The sequence below is a fragment of the Type-E symbiont of Plautia stali genome, assembly GCF_059731115.1.
Map to the genome: position 1 here is coordinate 3916828 of NZ_AP035906.1, position 23600 is coordinate 3940427.

Annotated in this window: 36 protein-coding genes, 2 tRNA genes, 1 rRNA gene and 1 pseudogene; 6 read left to right on the forward strand and 34 right to left on the reverse strand. The window is 50.9% G+C overall.

Going from position 1 to position 23600, the window contains the following annotated elements:
* Positions 1-195 precede the first annotated feature (195 nt).
* The 3 genes from AC6I8L_RS18025 to AC6I8L_RS18035 all read right to left on the reverse strand — a co-directional run bounded on the left by AC6I8L_RS18025 (position 196) and on the right by AC6I8L_RS18035 (position 2107).
* Positions 196-271: transfer RNA gene (locus AC6I8L_RS18025), tRNA-Ala, on the reverse strand.
* Between the two features lie 145 nt (positions 272-416).
* Positions 417-493, reverse strand: a tRNA-Ile gene (locus AC6I8L_RS18030).
* 74 nt (positions 494-567) lie between these two features.
* A 16S ribosomal RNA gene (locus AC6I8L_RS18035) occupies positions 568-2107 on the reverse strand.
* Positions 2108-2601: 494 nt separating this feature from the next.
* On the opposite strand from AC6I8L_RS18035, the gene AC6I8L_RS18040 reads away from it, so the two are divergent.
* A complete protein-coding gene (locus AC6I8L_RS18040) occupies positions 2602-3156 on the forward strand; it encodes a gamma carbonic anhydrase family protein (protein WP_058960619.1) in 555 nt (184 codons plus the stop codon).
* Here the strand turns inward: AC6I8L_RS18040 and AC6I8L_RS18045 are convergent.
* From AC6I8L_RS18045 to dprA, 6 genes are read right to left on the reverse strand one after another with little or no spacing between them, the layout of a single operon-like run.
* Complete coding sequence (locus tag AC6I8L_RS18045; protein ID WP_058960618.1) at positions 3132-3380, reverse strand: DUF1488 family protein; 249 nt, start codon at positions 3378-3380, stop codon at positions 3132-3134. The genes AC6I8L_RS18040 and AC6I8L_RS18045 overlap by 25 nt on opposite strands.
* The gene (aroE, locus tag AC6I8L_RS18050) at positions 3377-4195 is read right to left on the reverse strand and encodes a shikimate dehydrogenase (RefSeq protein WP_058960617.1); all 819 of its coding nucleotides are present in this window, start codon (positions 4193-4195) and stop codon (positions 3377-3379) included. Before aroE ends, AC6I8L_RS18045 begins: the two co-directional genes overlap by 4 nt.
* 3 nt (positions 4196-4198) lie before the next feature.
* Positions 4199-4774, reverse strand: coding sequence for an L-threonylcarbamoyladenylate synthase type 1 TsaC (gene tsaC / locus AC6I8L_RS18055; protein WP_045833801.1), 576 nt, complete (start codon positions 4772-4774; stop codon positions 4199-4201).
* Complete coding sequence (locus AC6I8L_RS18060; protein WP_072226551.1) at positions 4771-5325, reverse strand: DNA topoisomerase family protein; 555 nt, start codon at positions 5323-5325, stop codon at positions 4771-4773. The genes tsaC and AC6I8L_RS18060 overlap by 4 nt, the downstream gene beginning before the upstream one ends.
* A 24-nt stretch (positions 5326-5349) precedes the next feature.
* Positions 5350-5823, reverse strand: coding sequence for a DUF494 family protein Smg (gene smg, locus AC6I8L_RS18065; protein WP_034830723.1), 474 nt, complete (start codon positions 5821-5823; stop codon positions 5350-5352).
* Positions 5795-6919, reverse strand: a complete 1125-nt coding sequence (gene dprA / locus AC6I8L_RS18070) for a DNA-protecting protein DprA (RefSeq protein ID WP_058960615.1) — start codon at positions 6917-6919, stop codon at positions 5795-5797. The genes smg and dprA overlap by 29 nt, the downstream gene beginning before the upstream one ends.
* 112 nt (positions 6920-7031) lie before the next feature.
* On the opposite strand from dprA, the gene def reads away from it, so the two are divergent.
* The 5 genes from def (at position 7032) to mscL (ending at position 11773) form a co-directional block, all read left to right on the forward strand.
* A complete protein-coding gene (def, locus tag AC6I8L_RS18075) occupies positions 7032-7544 on the forward strand; it encodes a peptide deformylase (RefSeq protein ID WP_034830726.1) in 513 nt (170 codons plus the stop codon).
* Positions 7545-7565: 21 nt separating this feature from the next.
* Positions 7566-8510 carry a methionyl-tRNA formyltransferase gene (gene fmt / locus AC6I8L_RS18080; RefSeq protein WP_058960614.1) on the forward strand — a complete coding sequence of 315 codons (945 nt, stop codon included), beginning with the start codon at positions 7566-7568 and terminating at the stop codon, positions 8508-8510.
* A 43-nt stretch (positions 8511-8553) separates the two neighbouring features.
* On the forward strand, positions 8554-9840 hold the full coding sequence (gene rsmB, locus AC6I8L_RS18085; RefSeq protein ID WP_058960613.1) for a 16S rRNA (cytosine(967)-C(5))-methyltransferase RsmB: 1287 nt from the start codon (positions 8554-8556) through the stop codon (positions 9838-9840).
* A gap of 31 nt (positions 9841-9871) precedes the next feature.
* A complete protein-coding gene (trkA, locus tag AC6I8L_RS18090; RefSeq protein WP_034830730.1) occupies positions 9872-11248 on the forward strand; it encodes a Trk system potassium transporter TrkA in 1377 nt (458 codons plus the stop codon).
* A 111-nt stretch (positions 11249-11359) separates the two neighbouring features.
* The gene (gene mscL, locus AC6I8L_RS18095; protein ID WP_034830732.1) at positions 11360-11773 is read left to right on the forward strand and encodes a large-conductance mechanosensitive channel protein MscL; all 414 of its coding nucleotides are present in this window, start codon (positions 11360-11362) and stop codon (positions 11771-11773) included.
* A gap of 38 nt (positions 11774-11811) precedes the next feature.
* Here mscL and AC6I8L_RS18100 read toward each other — a convergent pair.
* The 25 genes and pseudogenes from AC6I8L_RS18100 to rplV form a co-directional block, all read right to left on the reverse strand.
* A pseudogene (locus tag AC6I8L_RS18100) lies at positions 11812-12009 on the reverse strand (alternative ribosome-rescue factor A); the annotation flags it as partial.
* 50 nt (positions 12010-12059) lie between these two features.
* Positions 12060-12497 carry a Zn(2+)-responsive transcriptional regulator gene (zntR, locus tag AC6I8L_RS18105; protein ID WP_058960612.1) on the reverse strand — a complete coding sequence of 146 codons (438 nt, stop codon included), beginning with the start codon at positions 12495-12497 and terminating at the stop codon, positions 12060-12062.
* A gap of 1 nt (position 12498) precedes the next feature.
* Positions 12499-12870, reverse strand: a complete 372-nt coding sequence (locus tag AC6I8L_RS18110; protein ID WP_479399743.1) for a DnaJ family domain-containing protein — start codon at positions 12868-12870, stop codon at positions 12499-12501.
* A 110-nt stretch (positions 12871-12980) separates the two neighbouring features.
* Positions 12981-13367, reverse strand: a complete 387-nt coding sequence (gene rplQ, locus AC6I8L_RS18115; protein ID WP_003850180.1) for a 50S ribosomal protein L17 — start codon at positions 13365-13367, stop codon at positions 12981-12983.
* A 40-nt stretch (positions 13368-13407) separates the two neighbouring features.
* Positions 13408-14397 carry a DNA-directed RNA polymerase subunit alpha gene (locus tag AC6I8L_RS18120; RefSeq protein ID WP_007891688.1) on the reverse strand — a complete coding sequence of 330 codons (990 nt, stop codon included), beginning with the start codon at positions 14395-14397 and terminating at the stop codon, positions 13408-13410.
* A gap of 25 nt (positions 14398-14422) precedes the next feature.
* The gene (gene rpsD / locus AC6I8L_RS18125; protein WP_007891687.1) at positions 14423-15043 is read right to left on the reverse strand and encodes a 30S ribosomal protein S4; all 621 of its coding nucleotides are present in this window, start codon (positions 15041-15043) and stop codon (positions 14423-14425) included.
* A 31-nt stretch (positions 15044-15074) separates the two neighbouring features.
* A complete protein-coding gene (gene rpsK, locus AC6I8L_RS18130) occupies positions 15075-15464 on the reverse strand; it encodes a 30S ribosomal protein S11 (protein ID WP_004160563.1) in 390 nt (129 codons plus the stop codon).
* Positions 15465-15480: 16 nt separating this feature from the next.
* Positions 15481-15837, reverse strand: coding sequence for a 30S ribosomal protein S13 (rpsM, locus tag AC6I8L_RS18135; RefSeq protein WP_034830736.1), 357 nt, complete (start codon positions 15835-15837; stop codon positions 15481-15483).
* A 146-nt stretch (positions 15838-15983) separates the two neighbouring features.
* Entirely contained in the window at positions 15984-16100 is a 117-nt protein-coding gene (gene rpmJ, locus AC6I8L_RS18140) for a 50S ribosomal protein L36 (protein ID WP_004160566.1), read from the reverse strand.
* A gap of 32 nt (positions 16101-16132) precedes the next feature.
* Complete coding sequence (gene secY, locus AC6I8L_RS18145) at positions 16133-17464, reverse strand: preprotein translocase subunit SecY (RefSeq protein WP_007891686.1); 1332 nt, start codon at positions 17462-17464, stop codon at positions 16133-16135.
* A gap of 7 nt (positions 17465-17471) precedes the next feature.
* Positions 17472-17906, reverse strand: a complete 435-nt coding sequence (gene rplO / locus AC6I8L_RS18150; RefSeq protein ID WP_034830738.1) for a 50S ribosomal protein L15 — start codon at positions 17904-17906, stop codon at positions 17472-17474.
* Between the two features lie 3 nt (positions 17907-17909).
* The gene (gene rpmD, locus AC6I8L_RS18155) at positions 17910-18089 is read right to left on the reverse strand and encodes a 50S ribosomal protein L30 (RefSeq protein WP_021186404.1); all 180 of its coding nucleotides are present in this window, start codon (positions 18087-18089) and stop codon (positions 17910-17912) included.
* Positions 18090-18094: 5 nt separating this feature from the next.
* Positions 18095-18595, reverse strand: coding sequence for a 30S ribosomal protein S5 (gene rpsE / locus AC6I8L_RS18160; RefSeq protein WP_007891679.1), 501 nt, complete (start codon positions 18593-18595; stop codon positions 18095-18097).
* Positions 18596-18609: 14 nt separating this feature from the next.
* The gene (gene rplR / locus AC6I8L_RS18165; RefSeq protein WP_008104733.1) at positions 18610-18963 is read right to left on the reverse strand and encodes a 50S ribosomal protein L18; all 354 of its coding nucleotides are present in this window, start codon (positions 18961-18963) and stop codon (positions 18610-18612) included.
* 9 nt (positions 18964-18972) lie between these two features.
* Positions 18973-19506 carry a 50S ribosomal protein L6 gene (gene rplF, locus AC6I8L_RS18170; protein ID WP_038644335.1) on the reverse strand — a complete coding sequence of 178 codons (534 nt, stop codon included), beginning with the start codon at positions 19504-19506 and terminating at the stop codon, positions 18973-18975.
* A 12-nt stretch (positions 19507-19518) separates the two neighbouring features.
* Positions 19519-19911, reverse strand: a complete 393-nt coding sequence (rpsH, locus tag AC6I8L_RS18175) for a 30S ribosomal protein S8 (RefSeq protein WP_007891668.1) — start codon at positions 19909-19911, stop codon at positions 19519-19521.
* A 32-nt stretch (positions 19912-19943) separates the two neighbouring features.
* The gene (gene rpsN / locus AC6I8L_RS18180) at positions 19944-20249 is read right to left on the reverse strand and encodes a 30S ribosomal protein S14 (RefSeq protein WP_006120592.1); all 306 of its coding nucleotides are present in this window, start codon (positions 20247-20249) and stop codon (positions 19944-19946) included.
* 14 nt (positions 20250-20263) lie between these two features.
* Positions 20264-20803, reverse strand: coding sequence for a 50S ribosomal protein L5 (gene rplE, locus AC6I8L_RS18185; RefSeq protein WP_013510763.1), 540 nt, complete (start codon positions 20801-20803; stop codon positions 20264-20266).
* 14 nt (positions 20804-20817) lie between these two features.
* Entirely contained in the window at positions 20818-21132 is a 315-nt protein-coding gene (gene rplX, locus AC6I8L_RS18190; RefSeq protein ID WP_034830741.1) for a 50S ribosomal protein L24, read from the reverse strand.
* A 10-nt stretch (positions 21133-21142) separates the two neighbouring features.
* Positions 21143-21514, reverse strand: coding sequence for a 50S ribosomal protein L14 (rplN, locus tag AC6I8L_RS18195; RefSeq protein ID WP_006120590.1), 372 nt, complete (start codon positions 21512-21514; stop codon positions 21143-21145).
* A 169-nt stretch (positions 21515-21683) separates the two neighbouring features.
* Positions 21684-21938 (reverse strand): 30S ribosomal protein S17, encoded by a 255-nt coding sequence (rpsQ, locus tag AC6I8L_RS18200; protein WP_008104738.1) that lies wholly within the window; start codon positions 21936-21938, stop codon positions 21684-21686.
* Positions 21938-22126, reverse strand: coding sequence for a 50S ribosomal protein L29 (gene rpmC, locus AC6I8L_RS18205; RefSeq protein ID WP_034830743.1), 189 nt, complete (start codon positions 22124-22126; stop codon positions 21938-21940). Before rpmC ends, rpsQ begins: the two co-directional genes overlap by 1 nt.
* A complete protein-coding gene (rplP, locus tag AC6I8L_RS18210; protein WP_002438716.1) occupies positions 22126-22536 on the reverse strand; it encodes a 50S ribosomal protein L16 in 411 nt (136 codons plus the stop codon). Before rplP ends, rpmC begins: the two co-directional genes overlap by 1 nt.
* A gap of 12 nt (positions 22537-22548) precedes the next feature.
* Positions 22549-23247, reverse strand: a complete 699-nt coding sequence (rpsC, locus tag AC6I8L_RS18215) for a 30S ribosomal protein S3 (RefSeq protein ID WP_034830744.1) — start codon at positions 23245-23247, stop codon at positions 22549-22551.
* Positions 23248-23264: 17 nt separating this feature from the next.
* On the reverse strand, positions 23265-23597 hold the full coding sequence (gene rplV / locus AC6I8L_RS18220) for a 50S ribosomal protein L22 (protein WP_007891659.1): 333 nt from the start codon (positions 23595-23597) through the stop codon (positions 23265-23267).
* Between the last annotated feature and the right edge of the window lie 3 nt (positions 23598-23600).

Consider the following 23600-nt stretch of genomic DNA (forward strand, 5'->3'; position numbering starts at 1 on the left):
CCCACAGGCGTTTTACAACGCTGCAGACTGCAAGCATTTGAGAGACTCGAACACATCGTTTATTCATTCTTATTACGGAGAATGAACACGACGTGTCGTTTCAATTTTCAGCTTGTTCCGGATTGTTAAAGAGCATAATACTTCGCAGCACACCGTTGCCGGTACGCTCTGAAGTATTGTTTTGAGTCACTGTAATGGTGGAGCTAAGCGGGATCGAACCGCTGACCTCCTGCGTGCAAGGCAGGCGCTCTCCCAGCTGAGCTATAGCCCCATACAGTTACTGCAGAGACCACTACTACCACTCACCAGGAGTCCCGTTTTATGAAAACGGTAATTCGTGCTCAGGCAAGGCATGTACGAAGGACGTTTACTGTTGGGTAAACGACTGAGTACATAACGCCGCATGAGTGCGAATTTGGTAGGCCTGAGTGGACTTGAACCACCGACCTCACCCTTATCAGGGGTGCGCTCTAACCACCTGAGCTACAAGCCTGTAGAGGTTTTTTCTGCTCGTTACTTTTCTATCAGACAATCTGTGTGAGCACTTCGCGGGAAGGTATCTTCAGGTAAGGAGGTGATCCAACCGCAGGTTCCCCTACGGTTACCTTGTTACGACTTCACCCCAGTCATGAATCACAAAGTGGTAAGCGCCCTCCCGAAGGTTAAGCTACCTACTTCTTTTGCAACCCACTCCCATGGTGTGACGGGCGGTGTGTACAAGGCCCGGGAACGTATTCACCGTAGCATTCTGATCTACGATTACTAGCGATTCCGACTTCATGGAGTCGAGTTGCAGACTCCAATCCGGACTACGACGCACTTTATGAGGTCCGCTTGCTCTCGCGAGGTCGCTTCTCTTTGTATGCGCCATTGTAGCACGTGTGTAGCCCTACTCGTAAGGGCCATGATGACTTGACGTCATCCCCACCTTCCTCCAGTTTATCACTGGCAGTCTCCTTTGAGTTCCCGGCCGGACCGCTGGCAACAAAGGATAAGGGTTGCGCTCGTTGCGGGACTTAACCCAACATTTCACAACACGAGCTGACGACAGCCATGCAGCACCTGTCTCAGAGTTCCCGAAGGCACCAAAGCATCTCTGCTAAGTTCTCTGGATGTCAAGAGTAGGTAAGGTTCTTCGCGTTGCATCGAATTAAACCACATGCTCCACCGCTTGTGCGGGCCCCCGTCAATTCATTTGAGTTTTAACCTTGCGGCCGTACTCCCCAGGCGGTCGACTTAACGCGTTAGCTCCGGAAGCCACGCCTCAAGGGCACAACCTCCAAGTCGACATCGTTTACGGCGTGGACTACCAGGGTATCTAATCCTGTTTGCTCCCCACGCTTTCGCACCTGAGCGTCAGTCTTTGTCCAGGGGGCCGCCTTCGCCACCGGTATTCCTCCAGATCTCTACGCATTTCACCGCTACACCTGGAATTCTACCCCCCTCTACAAGACTCTAGCCTGCCAGTTTCGAATGCAGTTCCCAGGTTAAGCCCGGGGATTTCACATCCGACTTGACAGACCGCCTGCGTGCGCTTTACGCCCAGTAATTCCGATTAACGCTTGCACCCTCCGTATTACCGCGGCTGCTGGCACGGAGTTAGCCGGTGCTTCTTCTGCGGGTAACGTCAATCGATGCGGTTATTAACCACATCGCCTTCCTCCCCGCTGAAAGTACTTTACAACCCGAAGGCCTTCTTCATACACGCGGCATGGCTGCATCAGGCTTGCGCCCATTGTGCAATATTCCCCACTGCTGCCTCCCGTAGGAGTCTGGACCGTGTCTCAGTTCCAGTGTGGCTGGTCATCCTCTCAGACCAGCTAGGGATCGTCGCCTAGGTGAGCCATTACCCCACCTACTAGCTAATCCCATCTGGGCACATCCGATGGTGTGAGGCCCGAAGGTCCCCCACTTTGGTCCGAAGACGTTATGCGGTATTAGCTACCGTTTCCAGTAGTTATCCCCCTCCATCGGGCAGTTTCCCAGACATTACTCACCCGTCCGCCACTCGTCACCCGAGAGCAAGCTCTCTGTGCTACCGTTCGACTTGCATGTGTTAGGCCTGCCGCCAGCGTTCAATCTGAGCCATGATCAAACTCTTCAATTTAAAGTTTGATTTGCTGCAACAAGTGCAGCGATGCTCATCTGTAAAACGTCATAATGAATTTCATTATGTGTTCACTCGTGAGACTTGATATTTTTTACGTCCGGAGACGCTGATATCAATCCTGCGAGTGCCCACACAGATTGTCTGATAAATTGTTAAAGAGCGGTGCAATCAGCGCCTTAAGCTGCTGTTGCGAGGTGGCGTATATTACGCTTTCCTCCTTCAGAGTCAAACACTTTTTTCAGCGTTTTTCTCCGGCGGGATGAATTTCTTCACTCCCTGCTGAGCCGTCTGCGTTGCCGCTTTGCCGTCTCAGTGGTGGCGCATTATAGGGATCCGATTTTTTTGCACAACCCCTTTTTTCGATCTTTTTAATCGACTGGCGAGTTTTCAATCTTTTCGCTGAGATCGCGAGCGATCCGCTCAAAATTCATCTTGTTTGCCAGCCTGATAAGCCGCAGGCTAGGGATATAAAGTGCAAAAGGAGAAAGATCATGTCTGTAGCCCTACGACCTTATAAGAACCATTTTCCAGAAATCGGCGATCGCGTAATGATCGATCGCAGTAGCGTGGTGGTGGGTGAAGTGCAGCTCGCCGACGATGTCAGCATCTGGCCACTGGTTGCTATCCGCGGTGATGTGAACAAAGTCGTGATAGGTAAAAGAAGCAATATTCAGGACGGCAGCGTTTTGCACGTCACGCATAAATCCACCAGCAACCCGGAAGGGCACCCTTTAGTGATTGGTGAAGACGTGACTGTAGGCCATAAAGCAATGCTGCACGGCTGTCATATCAGCGATCGCGTGCTGGTTGGAATGGGATCGATTTTGCTGGATGGCGTGTTTGTTGAAGAGGATGTCATGATCGGAGCGGGTAGTCTGGTTCCGCCGGGTAAAAGACTGGAGAGCGGCTATCTCTATTTAGGCAGCCCGGTTAAACAGATCCGCCCATTAAGTGAGGCGGAAATCGCAGGTCTACTCTATTCATCTAACAATTATGTTGGCTGGAAAGATGAATACCTCGCTCAGGAGAGCCAGATCCAACCTTGATCATCGATCTCATCCTGCCGGATAAGCGCTTCCGCTTCTTCTTCCAAATCCCAGCGATGCGCGCTAAACAGCGCCATCGCTGCACCCGTTCCGAATCGATCCTGTAATGCGTCGGGCTTGATGGCACAAGTTAACCCCATTCCTTGCACCAACACCGGAAAGACGATCGCTTCTCGTTCCTCGTCCCAACTTTCACGATCGGGAAAATGGATCGCCTGATTCACTCCTTCATGGCCTGCTTTAATTGAGCAATAACGGGGGTAATTTCTGGCATCACGCCATGCCATAATTGGAAAGCATGTGCCGCCTGCCCCACCAGCATGCCCAATCCATCTGCCAGCTGACCCGCACCGTGCTGCTGACACCACAACAAGAATGGCGTCAGCCCTTGCTGATAGAACATGTCGTAGCAGCGTGTTTGCGGGGTGATCAATGAGTCTGGCAACGGCGGCACTTTACCATCAACGCCACTGGAAGTTGCATTGATGATCAGATCAAATGCCTGGCCGGAGAGCTCAGCAAAGCTGCTCGCCTGGATATCCCCACTATGCTGGAAGATATTTGCCAATTCTTCAGCGCGGGCAACCGTTCGGTTGACCACTACCACTGAACATCCAAAAGAAAGCAGGGGAAGGATCACACCACGAGCCGCACCACCGGCTCCCACCAGTAAAATGCGGTCACCAGAACGGATCAAATTCAATCGTTCCAGATCGCTTAGCAGGCCAATCCCATCGGTATTATCACCAAAGATCGAGCCATCTGCCTTTTTCTTTAATGTGTTAACCGCCCCAGATAAGGCTGCACGTTCACTGAGTTCATCGGCCAGTTCCCACGCCTGTTGTTTAAACGGCAGTGTGACATTTGCACCTTTTCCACCGACAGTAAAAAAGTCGCTAATTGACTGAGGAAACCCCTCCAGCGGTGCACAAACCCGGCCATAAGAGTGCGCGATTCCTGTCTGCTCTGCAAAGAGGCTATGAATGAAAGGTGACTTACTGTGTGCAATGGGATGACCAAAAACGGCGAAGTGTTCCATAAATTAACCCTGACGAATTAGTTCGCCGCTGATAACGTCGCGAATTTCAGAAGGATTTAGCCGCCCGCCCGTTGCAGCATGCAACACGGGGAATTGAGCACCGAATTGCTGTGCAACTTCATCAGCATTGCGGCACGGCGCCTCGCCGGAGAGATTGGCGCTGGTAGACACCAATGGTTTGCCGAAGCCACGGCAAAGAGCCTGCACATCCGGATGATCGCTAACGCGGATAGCCAGCGAATCGAAACGTCCTGTTAGCCAGCGTGGCGTATGCGGTGTTGTCGGAACAACATAAGTCACCGGCCCTGGCCAGCTAGCAAACATACGCTCACGCTGTAGCACCGTGAGTTCGCGATCGGCAATGTAGGGTTCCAGTTGCGCATAATCTGCTGCAATCAGGATAAGCCCTTTCTCAACCGGACGCTGTTTGAGCGCCAGTAAGGCCATGACGGCGCTTTCGCTATCGGGATCGCAACCTAAACCAAACACCGCTTCGGTTGGATAGGCAATAACGGCCTGCTGTTGTAGTTGCTCGATGCAAAATTCGAGACTTCCGGGGACATACGCTTTTTGCTTCATGATCGTTCTTCGTCCTGGGCGATGAGCTTGCCACAGCGTTTGCTGGCGCATAAGCGCTTCATGCCTTGTGCGGTTTTCTTCTCTATTAATAAGGGAAACTGGCAATGCGGGCAGATACCTTCAACAGGCGTTGCATTGATTGCAAATTGGCAATCGGGGTAACGGTCGCAGGAGTGAAAGGTTTTGCCATAGCGCGAACGGCGCTGAACCAGCTTTCCGTTCTGACATTGGGGACAGGCAATCGCGGTCTCGTCGGGCTTATCGATAGTTTCAGTGTAATCACATTCCGGATAGTGGCTACAACCAACAAACATCCCAAATCGCCCCTGACGCAGAACTTTATCTGCGCCGCACTGAGGACACGCGTGCCCTTCCAGCACTTTAACGATATGCCCATCGGCCTGATTTTTCAGGGGACGAACATAATCACAGGTTGGATAATTCACACAGCCAAGAAACGGGCCGTGTTTACCACTGCGTATCACTAAATCTGCCCCGCAAGCGGGGCAGGGATCGTGTTTACGCACAGAAAATAGTGCTGATTTACTCATATTTCCGGATGCATTAATCGCAAATTAATGCAGCATACCTTCATTGACGTCGAATAACAGTTCTTCCATCTGCTGATAAGCGTTTTCACATCCAGGGATGTTAAACAGCACCATCAGCACCACCCATTTGAGATCTTCAAGATCAAATTCCTGAGTATCAAGAGCCGTGACCCGTTCGATGACCATCTCGCGCGTTTCCATATTCAGCACCTGAACTTGTTCCAGGAACAAAATAAAACCGCGACAATCAGCATCAAGACGCTGGCATTCCTCGTCCGTATAAATTCGCATTGAGAGCGGATCTGCGGCCAATTGTACAGGCGCCACCAGACCATCCTGATAGTCCGCTAAACGTTCAAGCCAATTCAACGCATTGTAGATATCTTCACGATGAAAACCCGCATCGGCCAAATCATCGGTCAATTTATCCTGGTCAACACGCATTTCAGCTTCGTTGTGGATATAGGTCTCAAACAAGTACATAAGTACGTCGAACATGGCATGCCCTCCTCAATCGGACATAGCCGCCGGGTACAGCTGCGATCCATCCTGCTAACTCCAGCTCCAGCAACTGGGCTGCGATAACTGGCACAGGTTGGCCGGCACGTTCAGCGACGACGTCAACAGGTGTAACCTCATCACCTACGTTAGCCAACACGCTTGCAAATGGCAATGGAACATCGTCACTGTCTTGTGAATATATTGTTTCTGAAGTGGTGGCCGGCAGCCATTGCAATGTGGAATGCAAATCTTCAAGGATGTTATTTGGATGGGCAACCAACAGTGCCCCCTGCTGAATCAACCAATGCGTACCTTCACTGCCATCATTACCCAATGCTCCGGGTAATGCATAAACATTGCGGTTTTGTTCCAGCGCGCAGCGAGCCGTGACCAGCGAACCGCTTTTCAGTGAAGCCTCAACGACCAGCACTCCCTGACTTAACCCACTGATGATGCGGTTACGGCGCGGAAAATTCACCGCATGTGGCGCCATATCAAGAGGAAATTCAGAGACTAAAGCCCCTTCGTTATCCATGATCGCCTGCGCCAGCGACTGATGGCTTTTGGGGTAGATATGTTGCAAGCCGCTGCCCAGCACTGCGATTGTTTTTCCACTTGCGTCCAAGGCTGCACGGTGTGCAACGCCATCAATACCGCGAGCCAGCCCGCTAGTGATGGTCAACCCACTGAGTGCAAGTTGCTGTGTAAACCATGTGCCCCACTCTTTGCCATAGTGGGAACAGTGCCGACTGCCCACCACAGCTAATTGCTGTGACTGTAAAACGGAGAGGTGCCCAGCCACATAGAGCAATGAGGGGCGTTGACTGATTTCAGCCAGGGGGCCCGGATAATCAGCATCTATGCAGGAGACTAAATGATGATGAGGTTGATCCAACCACTGTAACGTGCGCGCCAGTTGCCGTGGGCAATAATCGTTAAACTGTTGGCGCTGCAATTCATTCAAACCATGGCTGTGCAGTAATTCGTCATCTACAGCAGCAGCGCTTTGCAAACTCCGTGCAAGATCCACCACACGATGCCGGCGCAGGCCTTTAACATTTGCCAGCCTGAGTATCCCTTCCACTCGCTCCACGCGTCCTTCCTTAAGCCCGCTCACATGCGGTGCAATGCTGTCAATCAGGCCACAAAAAGTCTATAATATGAGGTAGTAATCTTTTCTTTAACGCATACAGATCTGGATATTTATGTCAGTTTTGCAGGTATTACATTTCCCTGATGATCGCCTTCGCAAAATCGCTGCGCCGGTGGCTACCGTAAACGCAGACGTTCAGCGCATTGTCGATGACATGTTTGAAACCATGTACGCCGAAGAAGGCATTGGCTTAGCGGCCACTCAGGTCGACATTCATCAACGCATCATTGTTATCGATGTTTCTGAAAATCGAGACGAACGTCTGGTGTTGATTAACCCGGAACTGCTGGAAAAAAGCGGTGAAACCGGTATTGAAGAGGGCTGCCTCTCAATCCCTGAACAGCGTGCCTTTGTCCCGCGTGCGGAATGGGTCAAAGTCCGTGCGCAGGATCGTGACGGTAAGAGCTTCGAGCTGGAAACGGATGGTCTGCTGGCGATTTGTATCCAGCATGAAATCGATCATCTGGATGGCAAGCTGTTTATCGATTATCTGTCGCCGCTGAAGCGTCAGCGCATCAAACAGAAACTGGAAAAGCTGGCCCGCATGAACGCACGCGAAGCCTGAGTACTAACAGAAGGTTAAACTGTGTCTGCATCGCTAAAAATTATCTTTGCCGGTACACCTGACTTTGCAGCGCGTCATCTCGACGCGCTGCTTGCTTCTGAGCATCAGGTAGTTGGCGTATTTACTCAGCCCGACCGTCCATCAGGACGCGGTAATAAACTCACTCCAGGCCCTGTCAAAGTGTTGGCACAGGCACACGATGTTCCCGTGTTCCAGCCAAAATCGCTAAAACCTGAAGATAATCAGCAACTGGTTGCTGACTTGCAAGCCGATATCATGGTGGTGGTGGCTTATGGCCTGATTCTGCCGAAGGCGGTTCTCGATATGCCGCGACTCGGTTGCATCAATGTCCATGGTTCACTGTTGCCACGCTGGCGCGGCGCTGCGCCCATTCAGCGTTCGCTCTGGGCTGGCGACAGCGAAACCGGCGTGACCATTATGCAGATGGATGTGGGTCTGGATACGGGTGACATGCTGCATAAGCTCTCCTGTCCTATCACGCCTGAAGACACCAGCGCATCACTGTATGACAAGCTGGCCGAGCTTGGGCCACAAGGTATGCTGGATACACTCGATCTGCTTGCGAGCGGCAAAGCTCAGTCTGAAGTGCAGGATGAAGCGCTGGTTTCTTACGCTGAGAAGTTGAGTAAAGAAGAGGCGCGTCTTGATTGGTCACTTTCTGCTGCACAGCTTGAGCGCTGCATTCGTGCCTTCAATCCCTGGCCGGTGAGTTTCTTCCTGATCGAGGATCAACCCGTCAAAGTGTGGCAGGCTAGCGTTCTACCTCATCAGAATAAACAGCCGGGCGAAGTCATCCATGCTGATAAAAATGGCATTCAGATTGCCACCGCTGACGGCGTACTCAATCTACTTTCGCTGCAGCCTGCGGGTAAGAAAGCCATGTCCGCGCAAGATCTGCTGAATTCGCGTCGTGAATGGTTTGCCACTGGCACCCTTCTGGCCTGATCTCCAGCCCGGTTTAACCGGGCTTTTTGTTTGATGAATGAATATGAAAAAAGCAACTAACCTGCGTAGTCTCGCCGCGCAACTGATTGAACGCGTGGTAGATAAAGGTGAATCGCTCAGTGCCATTCTGCCTGGCGCGCAAAAAACATTGGCTGATAAAGATGGCGCGCTGTTGCAGGAACTCTGCTTTGGCGTAATGCGCACTCTGCCACAACTGGAAGCGCTGATTGGCAAACTGATGGAGCGCACGTTAACAGGAAAGCAGCGCGTACTGCATTACCTGATAATGGTTGGGTTGTATCAGTTGCTGTACACGCGCGTGCCAGCACATGCCGCACTGGCGGAAACGGTTGCCGGTGCAGAAGTCCTGAAGCGTACGGCGCTGAAGGGATTGATTAATGGTGTGCTGCGTCAGTTCCAGCGTCAGCAAGAGGAACTGGTTGCTGCAGTGGATCAAGGCCCACAGCGCTACTGGCATCCCGGTTGGTTGCTTAAGCGTTTGCAGACAGCCTGGCCAGATCGTTGGCAGCAGATCGTTGATGCCAATAATCAGCGTCCGCCGATGTGGTTGCGCGTCAATCGCCAGCACCATAGCCGTGATGCGTGGCTGAACCTGTTGCAGGCTGAAGATAAAGCAGCCTTCCCCGCCGATGCGCCGGATGCTCTGCGTCTTGAATCCCCTGCTCCTGTCAGTCAGTTACCGGGCTTCGATCAAGGATGGGTGACAGTACAAGATTTGTCTGCACAGCGCTGTGCTCTGCTGCTTGAGCCACAAAATAATGAAGCCATTCTCGATCTCTGCGCAGCGCCTGGCGGCAAGACCACGCATATTCTGGAAATCGCCCCTCAGGCAAAGGTGCTGGCCGTGGATATTGATCAACAACGTTTGACTCGCGTGCATGAAAATCTGCAGCGCCTGGGTATGCAAGCCGAAGTGCGTCAGGGCGATGGCCGGACACCTGCAGAGTGGTGCGGCGACCAGCAATTTGACCGTATTCTGCTGGATGCACCTTGTTCTGCAACCGGAGTGATTCGACGTCACCCTGATATCAAATGGTTGCGCCGCGATCGTGATATCCCAGAACTGGCTGCACTGCAGCGCGAAATCCTCAATGCAGTTTGGCCACGTTTGAAATCCGGCGGCACGATGATTTACGCGACTTGCTCGATCCTGCCCGAAGAAAACCATCAGCAGATCGCGGCCTTTCTAGCTGAGCACGATGATGCCGCCGCTGAGCAACTGCCCGAAGGCCAAATCAACGGATGGCAAGTCTTCCCGAGCGTTGATGGCGGTGACGGATTCTTTTACGCTAAGTTGATAAAGAAATAGTGCGGCGCATTCTGACAAGAGCGATTCAACGATGAAAATTATTATCCTCGGCGCCGGGCAGGTTGGCGGCACGCTTGCTGAAAACCTGGTGGGCGAAAATAACGACATCACTGTTGTTGATACGGATGCCACCCGTCTGCGCGCGTTGCAGGACAAATTTGACCTGCGCGTGGTGCACGGTCATGGTTCCCATCCACGTATATTGCGTGAAGCCGGTGCTGAAGATGCCGATATGCTGGTTGCTGTCACCAGTTCCGACGAAACCAACATGATTGCCTGTCAGATTGCCTATTCGCTTTTCAATACGCCGAACCGAATTGCCCGTATTCGCGCGGCGGAATATTTGCGCGATGCCGAAAAGCTGTTTGTACCGGAAGCCGTACCTATCGATCATTTGATTTCACCGGAACAGTTGGTTATCGACAACATCTATCGCCTGATTCAGTATCCTGGCGCATTGCAGGTAGTTAACTTTGCCGAAGGGAAAGTGAGCCTTGCAGTAGTTAAAGCCTATTACGGTGGGCCACTGGTCGGTAACCCGTTGTCCATTTTGCGTGAACATATGCCGCATATTGATACACGCGTAGCGGCTATTTTCCGTCAGGATCGCCCTATTCGCCCTCAGGGTTCCACGATCGTCGAAGCGGGTGATGAAGTCTTCTTTATTGCCGCGAGCCAGCATATTCGCGCGGTAATGAGCGAAATGCAGCGCCTTGAGAAACCCTACAAGCGCATTATGCTGGTCGGCGGCGGCAACATCGGTTTTGGTTTGGCCCAGCGGTTGGAAAAACAGTACAGCGTGAAGTTGATTGAACGTAATCAACAACGCGCAGCAGAACTGGCTGAGCGTCTGCACGACACCGTGGTGTTTTATGGTGATGCTTCAGATCAGGAATTGCTCGCCGAAGAACATGTTGATCAGGTGGATCTTTTCATCGCCGTCACCAATGACGACGAAGCCAACATTATGTCGGCCATGCTCGCAAAGAAGATGGGAGCGAAAAAGGTCATGGTTTTGATCCAGCGTCGTGCTTATGTCGATCTGGTTCAGGGTAGCGTGATCGATATTGCCATCTCTCCGCAGCAGGCCACCATTTCCGCCCTACTTGGTCACGTGCGCAAGGCAGATATTGTTGGCGTCTCCTCACTGCGACGTGGCATTGCCGAAGCCATTGAAGCTATTGCGCACGGTGAAGAGACCACTTCCCGCGTAGTGGGTCGTTTAATTGAAGATATCAAACTACCGCCGGGTACGATTATTGGCGCTGTCGTACGTGGCGATGAAGTGATCATTGCTAACGACAACGTACGTATTGAACAGGGCGATCATGTCATTATGTTCCTGACAGATAAGAAGTTTGTCCCAGATGTTGAACGTCTCTTCCAGCCAAGTCCTTTCTTCCTCTAAATCGCCGCGGGCGTTTGCCCGCCGTGATGATTTTGCTTAATCCGCTGTTATCATGGCAATTGCACAAAGGTTTGTTAGACTTTAGCCATTGGCCAAGGCAAGGAGATAACAATGAGTTTATTCAAAGAGTTTCGTGATTTTGCAATGCGTGGAAACGTGGTGGATTTGGCAGTCGGTGTGATTATCGGTGCCGCTTTCGGCAAGATTGTTTCATCACTGGTCGCGAATATCATCATGCCACCACTGGGATTACTGATTGGCGGAGTCGATTTTAAACAGTTTAAGTGGGTCCTAAAACCGGCCGAGGGTGATGTACCTGCTGTCGTAATGGAATACGGTAACTTTATTCAAACCATTTTTGATTTTGTCATCGTCGCCTTTGCCATCTTTATGGCCATTAAGCTGATGAATAAGCTGTATCAGAAGAAAGAAGTTGAAAAACCAGCGCCAAAACCAACCAACGAAGAAGTGTTGCTCACTGAAATTCGCGATCTGTTGAAACAGCAGAACAGCGATAAACTGTGATAAAAAAGCCGCCAAGTCCAGGCGGCTTTTTTGTCTGTAAAGCAGAAGGCCAGTGATAAACTTTTCTGCTTATCACTGGCCTCCCAGCTTCTACCCTTCGCATGTTTATCTTTACGTCGGTAGCTGCCTTTCCCTTTCTGATTCTGTTCAACTCGCTGACGAAACAGCGGATCATGTAACAGTGCCTCCAAAGCGTTATCGTTAATCTTGCCTTTGCGATGCTGATAGCGACTCATAGTGTCCTCCGGTTAATAATGGCGCAACTATAGGCTTTCCTGAGTGAAATTCAATCCTTGCTACAACAAATTTCCACCTGCGGCTCTTCACCTTTTTCCAGCGCTTCAAGAATAGAACAGCAGGCGCTGCTATGTAGATCCCCGCAACAGGTCGCGGCTAAACGTTCTAATGAGCGCTGAATGGTTTGCAACTCGGCAATCATGCCATTCACTTCATCCAGACGCCTGGCCACGATCGCTTTGGACTCCTGACAGGTATGGTGCTCGGGATCGATACGGATCGATAATAAACCGCGGATCGAATCCAGGCTGAAACCGAGCTGACGCCCATAGCGGATAAAGCGTAAGCGCTGAAGATCATCATCATTATAGAGACGGAATCCGCCTTCAGTGCGAATCTCATGATCCATCATTTGCTGCTTTTCATAAAAACGTATGGTGTCAGGCGTAACGTCAGCAAGTTTAGCCAGCTGGCCAATTTTATACATGTTACTTCTCCTGAAGCATGCGGTGCAGAATGGCACCGCCATATTCACCACGTAAAAAATCTGTGCTCATTCCGGCCTGCTGTAACTTCATCTCCAGCAGGGTTAATCTTTTTTTGAGTTCACTGGCTTGATGGTCGTCAGGATCCAAAAGCTGTAAAAGATCGTTGAGTTGCACAGCTTCGCGGCGCATTTCAAGTTCAGGGGGTAAAAAACCTGAGTTTTTCAGTAATCGATATGCCGTACGTAACTCAGGCGGCACGCCACTTTCGTCTTCGAGCTGTAAAGGTGCACCTTCACCTGGTAGATTACTCAATTCACCTTTTTCCTGCGCGGCGCGTATCTGCTGTTCTACCAGCTGGTCAATTAACCACATAATGAACCTCTACGACTTACAACAGCGTTCAGCATAGCGAAAGATGGGGGAGATGGGGAATTGGAGGCAATAAAAAACCCGCCGAAGCGGGTTTTCTACGTTACTGCAAATTACTCTGCAGCAGCTTCTGCTTGAGCTTCTGGACGATCAACCAGCTCGATGTAAGCCATCGGAGCGTTGTCACCAGCACGGAAGCCACACTTCAGAATACGAGTGTAACCACCGGCACGGCTCGCGAAACGCGGGCCCAGCTCGTTAAACAGTTTTGCCACGATCTCGTTATCACGAGTGCGGGCGAATGCCAGACGACGATTAGCTACGCTGTCGGTCTTGGCAAGAGTAATCAGCGGCTCAACTACGCGACGCAGTTCTTTGGCTTTCGGCAGAGTCGTTTTGATGATCTCGTGACGAACCAGAGAACCGGCCATGTTGCGGAACATAGCCTGACGATGGCTGCTGTTGCGGTTCAGTTGACGACCACTCTTACGATGGCGCATGACCTTATCCTTCTCAGTGAAACCTTAACCTGTGATCTGATTATTCATCAGCAATGCTTGCTGGTGGCCAGTTTTCCAGGCGCATGCCCAGAGACAAACCACGTGAAGCGAGCACATCTTTAATCTCAGTAAGAGATTTTTTACCAAGGTTAGGCGTTTTAAGCAGCTCAACCTCGGTACGCTGTACCAGATCACCGATGTAGTGGATAGCTTCTGCCTTGAGGCAGTTAGCAGAGCGGACAGTCAATTCCAGATCGTCAACAGGGCGCAGCAGGATCGGATCGAATTCTGGTTTCTCTTCTTTCACTTCCGGCTGACGTACATCACGTAAGTCAACGAAAGCTTCCAGTTGTTCTGCCAGGATGGTAGCCGCACGACGAATCGCCTCTTCAGGATCGATTGTGCCGTTGGTTTCCATTTCGATGACCAGCTTGTCCAGGTCGGTGCGCTGTTCTACACGCGCTGCTTCAACATTGTAGGCGATACGGTCTACAGGGCTGTAGCAAGCGTCAACCAACAGACGGCCGATTGGGCGCTCATCTTCTTCCGAATGAATTCGGGCAGAAGCCGGCACATAACCACGACCACGCTGAACTTTGATACGCATGCTAATAGATGCGTTTTCATCGGTCAGATGGCAGATCACATGCTGTGGCTTGACGATTTCGACATCACCGTCGTGGGTGATATCGGCTGCAGTCACAGGGCCAATGCCAGATTTATTCAAAGTAAGGATGACTTCATCTTTACCCTGAACTCTTACCGCCAGCCCTTTCAGATTGAGCAGGATTTCCAGGATATCTTCCTGTACGCCCTCTTTGGTGGAGTACTCGTGGAGCACGCCATCGATCTCAACCTCGGTCACCGCGCAACCCGGCATGGAAGAAAGCAGAATACGGCGCAGTGCGTTGCCAAGAGTATGGCCAAAGCCACGCTCTAACGGCTCAAGGGTCACCTTGGCGTGCGTCGAACTCACTTGCTCGATATCTACCAGGCGCGGTTTTAGAAACTCTGTCACAGAACCCTGCATTGTGTCCTCTCTTTGGTACTAAGCTTTACTTAGAGTAAAGCTCGACGATCAGGTGTTCGTTAATGTCCGCAGACAGATCAGTACGTTCAGGAATACGCTTGAACACACCTTCCATCTTAGTCGCATCAACTTCCAGCCAGGTTGGCTTTTCACGCTGCTCAGCCAGCTCCAGAGCGGCCTTCACGCGAGATTGCTGTTTGGCTTTCTCACGGATGCTAACGACATCATTCGGAGATACCTGATAAGAAGCGATGTTAACAACGCGACCGTTCACCAGGATAGATTTATGGCTAACCAGCTGACGTGCTTCTGCACGAGTGGCACCAAAGCCCATACGGTAAACAACGTTATCCAGACGACCTTCCAGCAGAGCCAACAGGTTTTCACCGGTGTTGCCTTTCAGACGTGCTGCTTCTTTGTAGTAGTTACGGAACTGACGCTCAAGCACGCCGTACATACGACGAACTTTCTGCTTCTCACGTAACTGACCGCCGTAGTCAGACAGACGCGGTTTACGCGCACCGTGCTGGCCAGGTGGTTGTTCAATTTTGCACTTGGTATCGATCGCGCGAACGCCAGACTTAAGGAATAAGTCGGTGCCCTCACGACGGCTCAGCTTGAGCTTAGGACCCAAATATCTTGCCATTTTCTTTCTCCAACTAACCTAAAAACGGGCGTTAAACGCGACGTTTTTTCGGCGGACGACAACCGTTGTGAGGGATTGGAGTCACATCAGTAATATTAGTGATGCGGAAACCAGCAGCGTTCAGAGCACGAATTGTTGATTCGCGACCTGGACCTGGACCCTTAACCATAACTTCCAGATTCTTAATACCGTAATCTTTCACTGCTTCTGCACAGCGCTCTGCAGCTACCTGAGCAGCAAACGGAGTAGATTTACGTGAACCGCGGAAACCGGAACCACCGGCGGTTGCCCAACCCAGTGCGTTACCCTGACGATCAGTGATGGTAACGATGGTGTTGTTAAAAGATGCATGGACATGAGCCACGCCATCTGAGACTTGCTTTCTTACACGCTTGCGTGCACGAACTGGTGCCTTTGCCATTATTTACTCACCCCGATTATTTCTTGATCGGTTTACGCGGACCCTTACGGGTACGTGCATTGGTCTTAGTACGCTGACCGCGAACTGGCAGACCACGACGATGGCGTAAACCACGATAGCAACCAAGGTCCATCAGACGCTTGATGCTCAGGGTGATTTCACGGCGCAGATCACCTTCAACAACGAATTTACCAACTGCTTCACGCAGCTGTTCAATTTGTTCTTCAGACAGCTCTCTGATCTTAACATTTTCAGCGATACCCGTTGAAGCGCAGATGGCTTTAGAACGGGTCTTGCCGATACCGAAGATCGAAGTTAATGCGATTACGGTATGTTTTTGATCAGGAATGTTAATGCCTGCTATACGGGCCACTATGCACTCCTATAATTAAATAAATGCGTCCCATGCTGAAAAGCCCGTTTTCAGGATACTCAAATGGTAACGCATCGACATACAAAAGATTGGCTGGCTAATCTAGCCAGCTCAACCCGACTTTGCAAGAAAAATATGTGACAATATCAGCCTTGGCGCTGTTTATGCTTTGGCTCGGCGCTGCAAATCACACGTACGACACCGTCGCGGCGGATGATTTTGCAGTTACGACATAATTTCTTGACGGAAGCACGAACTTTCATTTTTACTCTCCGTAACTTCTCAAGCGCCTGAATTAACGGCCGTAGCCTTTCAGGTTTGCTTTCTTCAATGCAGACTCATACTGACTCGACATCATCAGAGTTTGCACTTGAGCCATAAAGTCCATGATGACAACCACTACGATAAGCAGCGATGTGCCGCCAAAGTAGAAGGGAACCTTCATGGCATCACGCATGAACTCCGGGATCAGGCAGATAAAGGTAATGTACAGTGCGCCGATTAAGGTCAAACGTGTCATTACTTTATCGATATACTTCGCCGTTTGCTCTCCCGGACGAATTCCCGGTACGAATGCTCCAGACTTCTTCAAGTTATCAGCTGTTTCACGTGGGTTGAAAACCAACGCCGTGTAGAAGAAACAGAAGAAGATGATTGCAGTCGCATAGAGTAGCACATAAAGCGGCTGTCCTGGTTGCAAATACAGCGAAATTGTTGTCAGCCAGTTCCAACCGGTTCCGCCCCCGAACCATGACGCGATGGTTGCTGGGAACAGAATAATGCTGGAAGCAAAGATAGCCGGAATTACACCCGCCATATTCACTTTCAACGGTAAATGTGTGCTCTGTGCAGCATATACACGACGACCTTGCTGACGTTTAGCGTAGTTGACCACAATGCGGCGCTGGCCACGCTCAACGAAAATAACAAAGAACGTCACTGCAAATACAAGAACTGCAACCAACAGCAACAGGAGGAAGTGCAGGTCACCTTGCCGCGCTTGCTCGATGGTATGGCCAATGGCCGGCGGGAGACCCGCAACAATACCTGCGAAGATAATGATCGAGATACCGTTACCGATACCTCGTTCAGTAATCTGTTCGCCCAGCCACATCAGGAACATTGTCCCGGTAACCAGACTTACAACAGCGGTAAAGTAGAATGCGAAACCTGGATTCATTACCAGGCCTTGCATTCCAGGCATATTCGGCAGACCGGTAGCAATACCGATCGACTGGAATACAGCCAGAACCAGGGTGCCATAGCGAGTGTACTGGCTAATCTTACGACGACCAGCTTCACCCTCTTTCTTAATCTCGGCCAACGCGGGATGAACCACCGTCAGCAACTGGATAATAATAGAGGCCGAAATATACGGCATAATACCCAGTGCGAAGATTGAGGCACGACTGAGAGCACCACCAGAGAACATGTTGAACATTTCAATGATGGTGCCACGCTGTTGCTCAAGCAGTTTGGCAAGTACAGTGGCATCGATACCAGGGATTGGAATAAAAGAGCCAATACGGAAGACAATCAGTGCACCGATAACAAACAAAAGTCTGCGCTTCAGTTCACCAAAGCCACCTTTGGCACTTTGAAAATCTAATCCCGGTTGCTTTGCCATCTGCTACTTATTCCTCGATTTTACCGCCAGCAGCTTCGATTGCAGCACGCGCACCTTTAGTGACACGCAGACCACGAATCGTTACCGGTGCAGAAACTTCACCAGACAGAATCACTTTCGCGAACTCGATCTGAACACCGATGATGTTGGCTGCTTTCAGAGTATTCAGGTCAACAATACCGCCTTCAACTTTCGCCAGGTCAGACAGACGAACTTCTGCAGTGACCATTGCTTTGCGAGAGGTGAAACCGAATTTCGGCAGACGACGATACAGAGGCATCTGACCACCCTCGAAACCGCGACGTACGCCACCGCCAGAACGAGAGTTCTGACCTTTGTGACCACGACCACCGGTTTTACCGAGGCCAGAACCGATACCACGACCCAGACGCTTAGAAGCGTGTTTAGACCCTTCGGCCGGAGACAGAGTGTTTAAGCGCATCTCTTACTCCTCCACTTTCAGCATGTAGGAAATCGCGTTAACCATACCGCGCACTGCTGGCGTGTCTTCACGCTCAACGGTATGACCAATACGACGCAGACCCAAGCCAACCAGAGTGGCTTTGTGCTTAGGCAGGCGGCCGATTGAACTGCGGGTTTGTGTAATTTTAATAGTCTTAGCCATCGTGATTACCCCAGAATTTCTTCAACGGATTTACCACGCTTGGCAGCGACCATTTCTGGAGAATTCATATTGCCCAGGCCATCGATAGTTGCACGAACCACGTTAATCGGGTTAGTAGAACCATACGCTTTAGCCAGAACGTTATGCACTCCAGCAACTTCTAAAACAGCGCGCATTGCACCGCCGGCGATGATACCGGTACCTTCAGAAGCTGGCTGCATGAACACACGAGAACCCGTGTGAGCACCTTTAACAGGGTGCTGCAGGGTGCCGTGAGTCAGCGCGACGTTAATCATGTTGCGACGGGCTTTTTCCATCGCTTTCTGGATCGCTGCTGGAACTTCACGCGCTTTACCGTAACCAAAACCAACGCGGCCGTTACCATCACCCACTACAGTCAGTGCGGTGAAGGAGAAAATACGACCACCTTTTACAGTTTTAGATACACGGTTTACCGCGATCAGTTTTTCCTGCAGTTCGCCAGCTTGTTTCTCGATGTTTGACATCTTAGACCTCTACCTTAGAACTGAAGGCCAGCTTCACGGGCAGCATCTGCCAGTGCCTGGACACGACCATGATATTGGAACCCGGAACGGTCGAAAGAAACATTAGTAATGCCTTTCTCGACAGCGCGCTCAGCCAGAGCTTTACCTACAGCTGCAGCAGCGTCTTTGTTACCGGTGTACTTCAGTTGTTCGGCAATAGCTTTTTCTACAGTAGAAGCAGCAACCAGAACTTCGGAACCGTTCGGGGCGATCACCTGTGCGTAAATATGACGCGGGGTACGATGTACCACCAGGCGAGTAGCACCCAGCTCTTTGAGCTTGCGACGTGCACGGGTCGCACGACGGATACGAGCAGATTTCTTATCCATAGTGTTACCTTACTTCTTCTTAGCCTCTTTGGTACGCACGACTTCGTCGGCGTAACGAACACCCTTGCCTTTGTAAGGCTCAGGACGACGGTAGGCGCGCAGATCCGCTGCAACCTGACCAATCAGCTGTTTATCAGCGCCTTTCAGCACGATCTCAGTCTGAGTTGGACATTCAGCAGTGATGCCGGCCGGCAGTGCATGGTCAACAGGGTGAGAGAAGCCCAGGGCCAAGCTCACAGAGTTGCCTTTAACAGCTGCACGATAACCAACACCAACCAGTTGCAGCTTCTTGGTGAAGCCTTCGGTAACACCGATAACCATGCCGTTCAGCAGCGCACGAGCAGTACCTGCCTGTGCCCAAGCGTCCGAGAAGCCTTCGCGTGGAGCGAAAGTCAGGGCGTTGTCTGCATGCTTAACTTCTACAGCACTGTTGATAGTACGAGTCAGCTCGCCGTTTTTGCCTTTGATCGAAATTTCCTGACCGTTGAGTTTTACCTCTACGCCCGCAGGAACAACGACAGGTGCTTTTGCAACACGAGACATTTTATCCTCCGATTACGCTACGTAGCAGATAATTTCGCCACCAAGACCAGCCTGGCGCGCTGCACGATCAGTCATGACACCTTTAGAGGTAGAGATTACAGCGATGCCCAGACCAGCCATTACTTTTGGCAGCTCATCTTTTTTCTTATAGATGCGCAGACCTGGACGGCTAACACGCTGAATGCTCTCTACCACAGCCTTACCCTGGAAATACTTTAAAGTAACTTCCAGCTCAGACTTGATGTCGCCTTCGATTTTAAAATCTTCAATGTAGCCTTCTTCCTTCAGCACGTTGGCAATTGCCACTTTCAGCTTGGAGGAAGGCATAGAGACCGCAACTTTGTTCGCGGCCTGACCGTTACGGATACGGGTCAGCATATCCGCGATCGGATCTTGCATGCTCATCTGTGTTACTCCCGTGATTCAAATGGTGACAATTACCAGCTAGCCTTTTTCAGACCCGGGATTTCACCGCGCATTGCGGCTTCACGGACCTTGATACGGCTCAACCCAAACTTCCGCAGGAAACCGTGCGGACGACCTGTCTGACGGCAGCGGTTACGCTGACGGGAAGGGCTGGAATCACGCGGCAGACTCTGCAGCTTGAGAACGGCATCCCAACGATCTTCGTCGGATGCGTTCACATCAGAAATGATCGCTTTCAGTTCTGCGCGCTTAGCGAAGAACTTGTCTGCTAATTTCACACGCTTTACTTCGCGTGCTTTCATCGATTGCTTAGCCATTAAGTAACCCTACCTTACTTGCGGAACGGGAAGTCAAAGGCAGCCAGCAGAGCACGGCCTTCATCATCAGATTTCGCAGTAGTGGTAATGGTAATATCCAAACCACGAACGCGATCGACTTTGTCATAATCGATTTCTGGGAAGATGATCTGCTCACGAACGCCCATGCTGTAGTTACCGCGACCATCGAAAGACTTAGCAGACAAGCCGCGGAAGTCACGAATACGTGGTACAGCAATAGTGATCAGGCGCTCAAAGAACTCCCACATGCGCTCGCCGCGCAGAGTTACTTTACAGCCGATCGGATAGCCCTGACGGATTTTGAAGCCTGCAACTGATTTGCGTGCTTTGGTGATCAACGGTTTTTGACCGGAGATTGCTGCCAGGTCAGCTGCTGCGTTATCCAGCAGTTTCTTGTCAGCGATCGCTTCACCAACACCCATGTTCAGGGTGATCTTCTCGACCCGAGGGACTTGCATGACAGAATTGTAGCCGAACTCAGTCATGAGTTTCTGGACTACTTCGTCTTTGTAGTAATCATGCAGTTTCGCCATCGTACTACTCCAAATTACTTGATAGTTTCGCTATTAGACTTGAAGAAACGGACTTTTTTGCCTTCTTCGAATCTAAAGCCTACACGGTCAGCCTTGCCGGTTGCCGCATTGAAGATTGCAACGTTAGAAACCTGAATAGCAGCTTCTTTTTCAACGATGCCGCCTGGTTGGTTCAGAGCCGGAACCGGCTTCTGGTGTTTCTTAACCAGGTTGATACCTTCAACGATGACCTTACCAGAAGTCAGGACATTCTTTACTTTACCGCGTTTACCTTTGTCTTTACCGGTAATCACGATAACTTCGTCGTTACGACGGATTTTCGCTGCCATTGCTCGCTCCTTAGAGTACTTCTGGTGCCAGAGAGATAATTTTCATGAACTTTTCAGTACGAAGTTCACGAGTTACCGGCCCAAAAATACGCGTACCGATAGGCTGCTCGCTGTTATTGTTTAAAATAACGCATGCATTACCATCGAAGCGAATGACAGAACCGTCCGGGCGACGAACACCCTTCCTGGTGCGCACCACTACCGCCTTCAGGACATCACCTTTCTTAACTTTACCGCGAGGAATTGCTTCCTTGATGGTAACTTTAATGATGTCGCCGACGCCTGCGTAGCGACGGTGCGAGCCACCCAGAACCTTGATACACATTACGCGACGTGCACCGGAGTTGTCGGCGACGTTCAGCATAGTCTGTTCTTGGATCATTTTAGTGCTCCGCTAATGTCAACTACTACTTCGGGACCCAAACCTCAGGTCGTTAAAAAGCCCCATAATTGAGGGCGCGGCATTATAACACCGGTTCTCGCAGATGGGTAGAAAAAATGAACGGCTCAGACGAGCCGTTCATTTTATTTTTTAAAGGAAGCGGATTCTATTACAGAACCGCTTTCTCTACAACGCGAACCAGCGCCCAAGACTTAGTCTTAGACAGTGGACGGGTTTCGCGGATTTCTACCACGTCACCGATTCCACATTCGTTGTTCTCGTCATGGATGTGCAGCTTAGTCGTACGCTTGATGAACTTACCGTAGATCGGGTGTTTCACGACACGTTCGATAGCAACTACTGCAGATTTCTGCATTTTGTCACTAATTACACGACCCTGCAGAGTACGGATTTTATCGGTCATTACGCCGCCTTCTCAGTCAGTAAAGTCTTAACACGTGCAACATTACGACGCACTTGCTTCAGCAGATGGGTCTGCTGCAGCTGGCCGGATGCTGCCTGCATGCGCAGGTTGAATTGCTCACGCAGCAGGTTAAGAAGCTCAGCGTTCAGCTCTTCAACGCTTTTTTCACGCAGCTCATTTGCTTTCATTACATCACCGTCTTAGTAACAAAGGTGGTTTTGATAGGCAGTTTTGCTGCTGCCAGCTTGAATGCTTCACGGGCAAGCTCTTCCGGAACACCGTCCATTTCATACAGGACTTTACCCGGTTGGATCAGGGCAACCCAATACTCCACGTTACCCTTACCTTTACCCATACGCACTTCAAGCGGCTTCTCGGTGATCGGTTTGTCCGGGAATACACGGATCCAGATCTTACCTTGACGCTTAACTGCACGGGTCATAGCACGACGTGCTGCTTCGATCTGACGAGCAGTCAGACGACCACGGCCAACAGCTTTCAGACCGAAAGTACCGAAGCTGACATCCGTACCCTGCGCCAGACCACGGTTGCGGCCTTTGTGCACTTTACGGAATTTCGTACGCTTTGGTTGTAACATCAGCGACTCTCCTTACTTACGGCCTTTACGCTGCTGCTTTTTAGGTTGAGCAGCCGGTTCCGGTTGTTCAACAGCAGCCATACCACCCAGGATCTCACCTTTGAAGATCCATACCTTAACGCCGATTACACCATAAGTGGTGTGCGCTTCAGAGGTGTTGTAGTCAATGTCTGCACGCAGAGTGTGCAGTGGCACGCGACCTTCACGGTACCATTCGGTACGTGCGATCTCGGCTCCGCCCAAACGGCCGCTAACTTCAACTTTAATACCCTTCGCGCCCAGACGCATTGCGTTCTGAACAGCACGCTTCATCGCACGACGGAACATCACACGACGCTCCAGCTGTGAAGTGATGCTATCAGCAACCAATTTAGCGTCCAGTTCCGGTTTACGGACTTCGGCGATATTGATCTGTGCAGGAACGCCAGCGATTTTCGCTACGACCGTGCGCAGTTTTTCTACGTCTTCACCTTTCTTACCGATAACGATACCCGGGCGAGCGGTGTGAATGGTCACACGGATGCTCTTAGCCGGACGCTCGATAACGATACGAGATACAGACGCTTTAGCCAGTTCCTTAGTCAGGAACTGACGTACTTTAAAATCGCTGTCCAGGTTGTCAGCGAATTCTTTGGTGTTCGCAAACCAGGTAGAGTTCCATGGTTTTACAATACCCAGGCGAATACCATTAGGATGTACTTTCTGACCCATTGCTAGTCTCCAGAGTCTCAGCGATCGGACACAACCACAGTAATGTGGCTGGTGCGCTTCAGGATGCGATCTGCACGACCTTTCGCACGCGGCATAATGCGCTTCATGCTTGGGCCTTCGTCTACGAAGATTTTCGCGACTTTCAGATCGTCGATATCAGCGCCATCGTTGTGTTCGGCGTTCGCAATGGCAGATTCCAGGACTTTCTTAACCAACACAGCAGCTTTCTTGTTGGTGTAGGTCAGAATATCCAGAGCCTGCGACACTTTCTTACCGCGAATCAGGTCAGCAACAAGGCGGACCTTCTGAGCAGAAGAACGAGCATGGCGATGTTGAGCAATAGTTTCCATCTC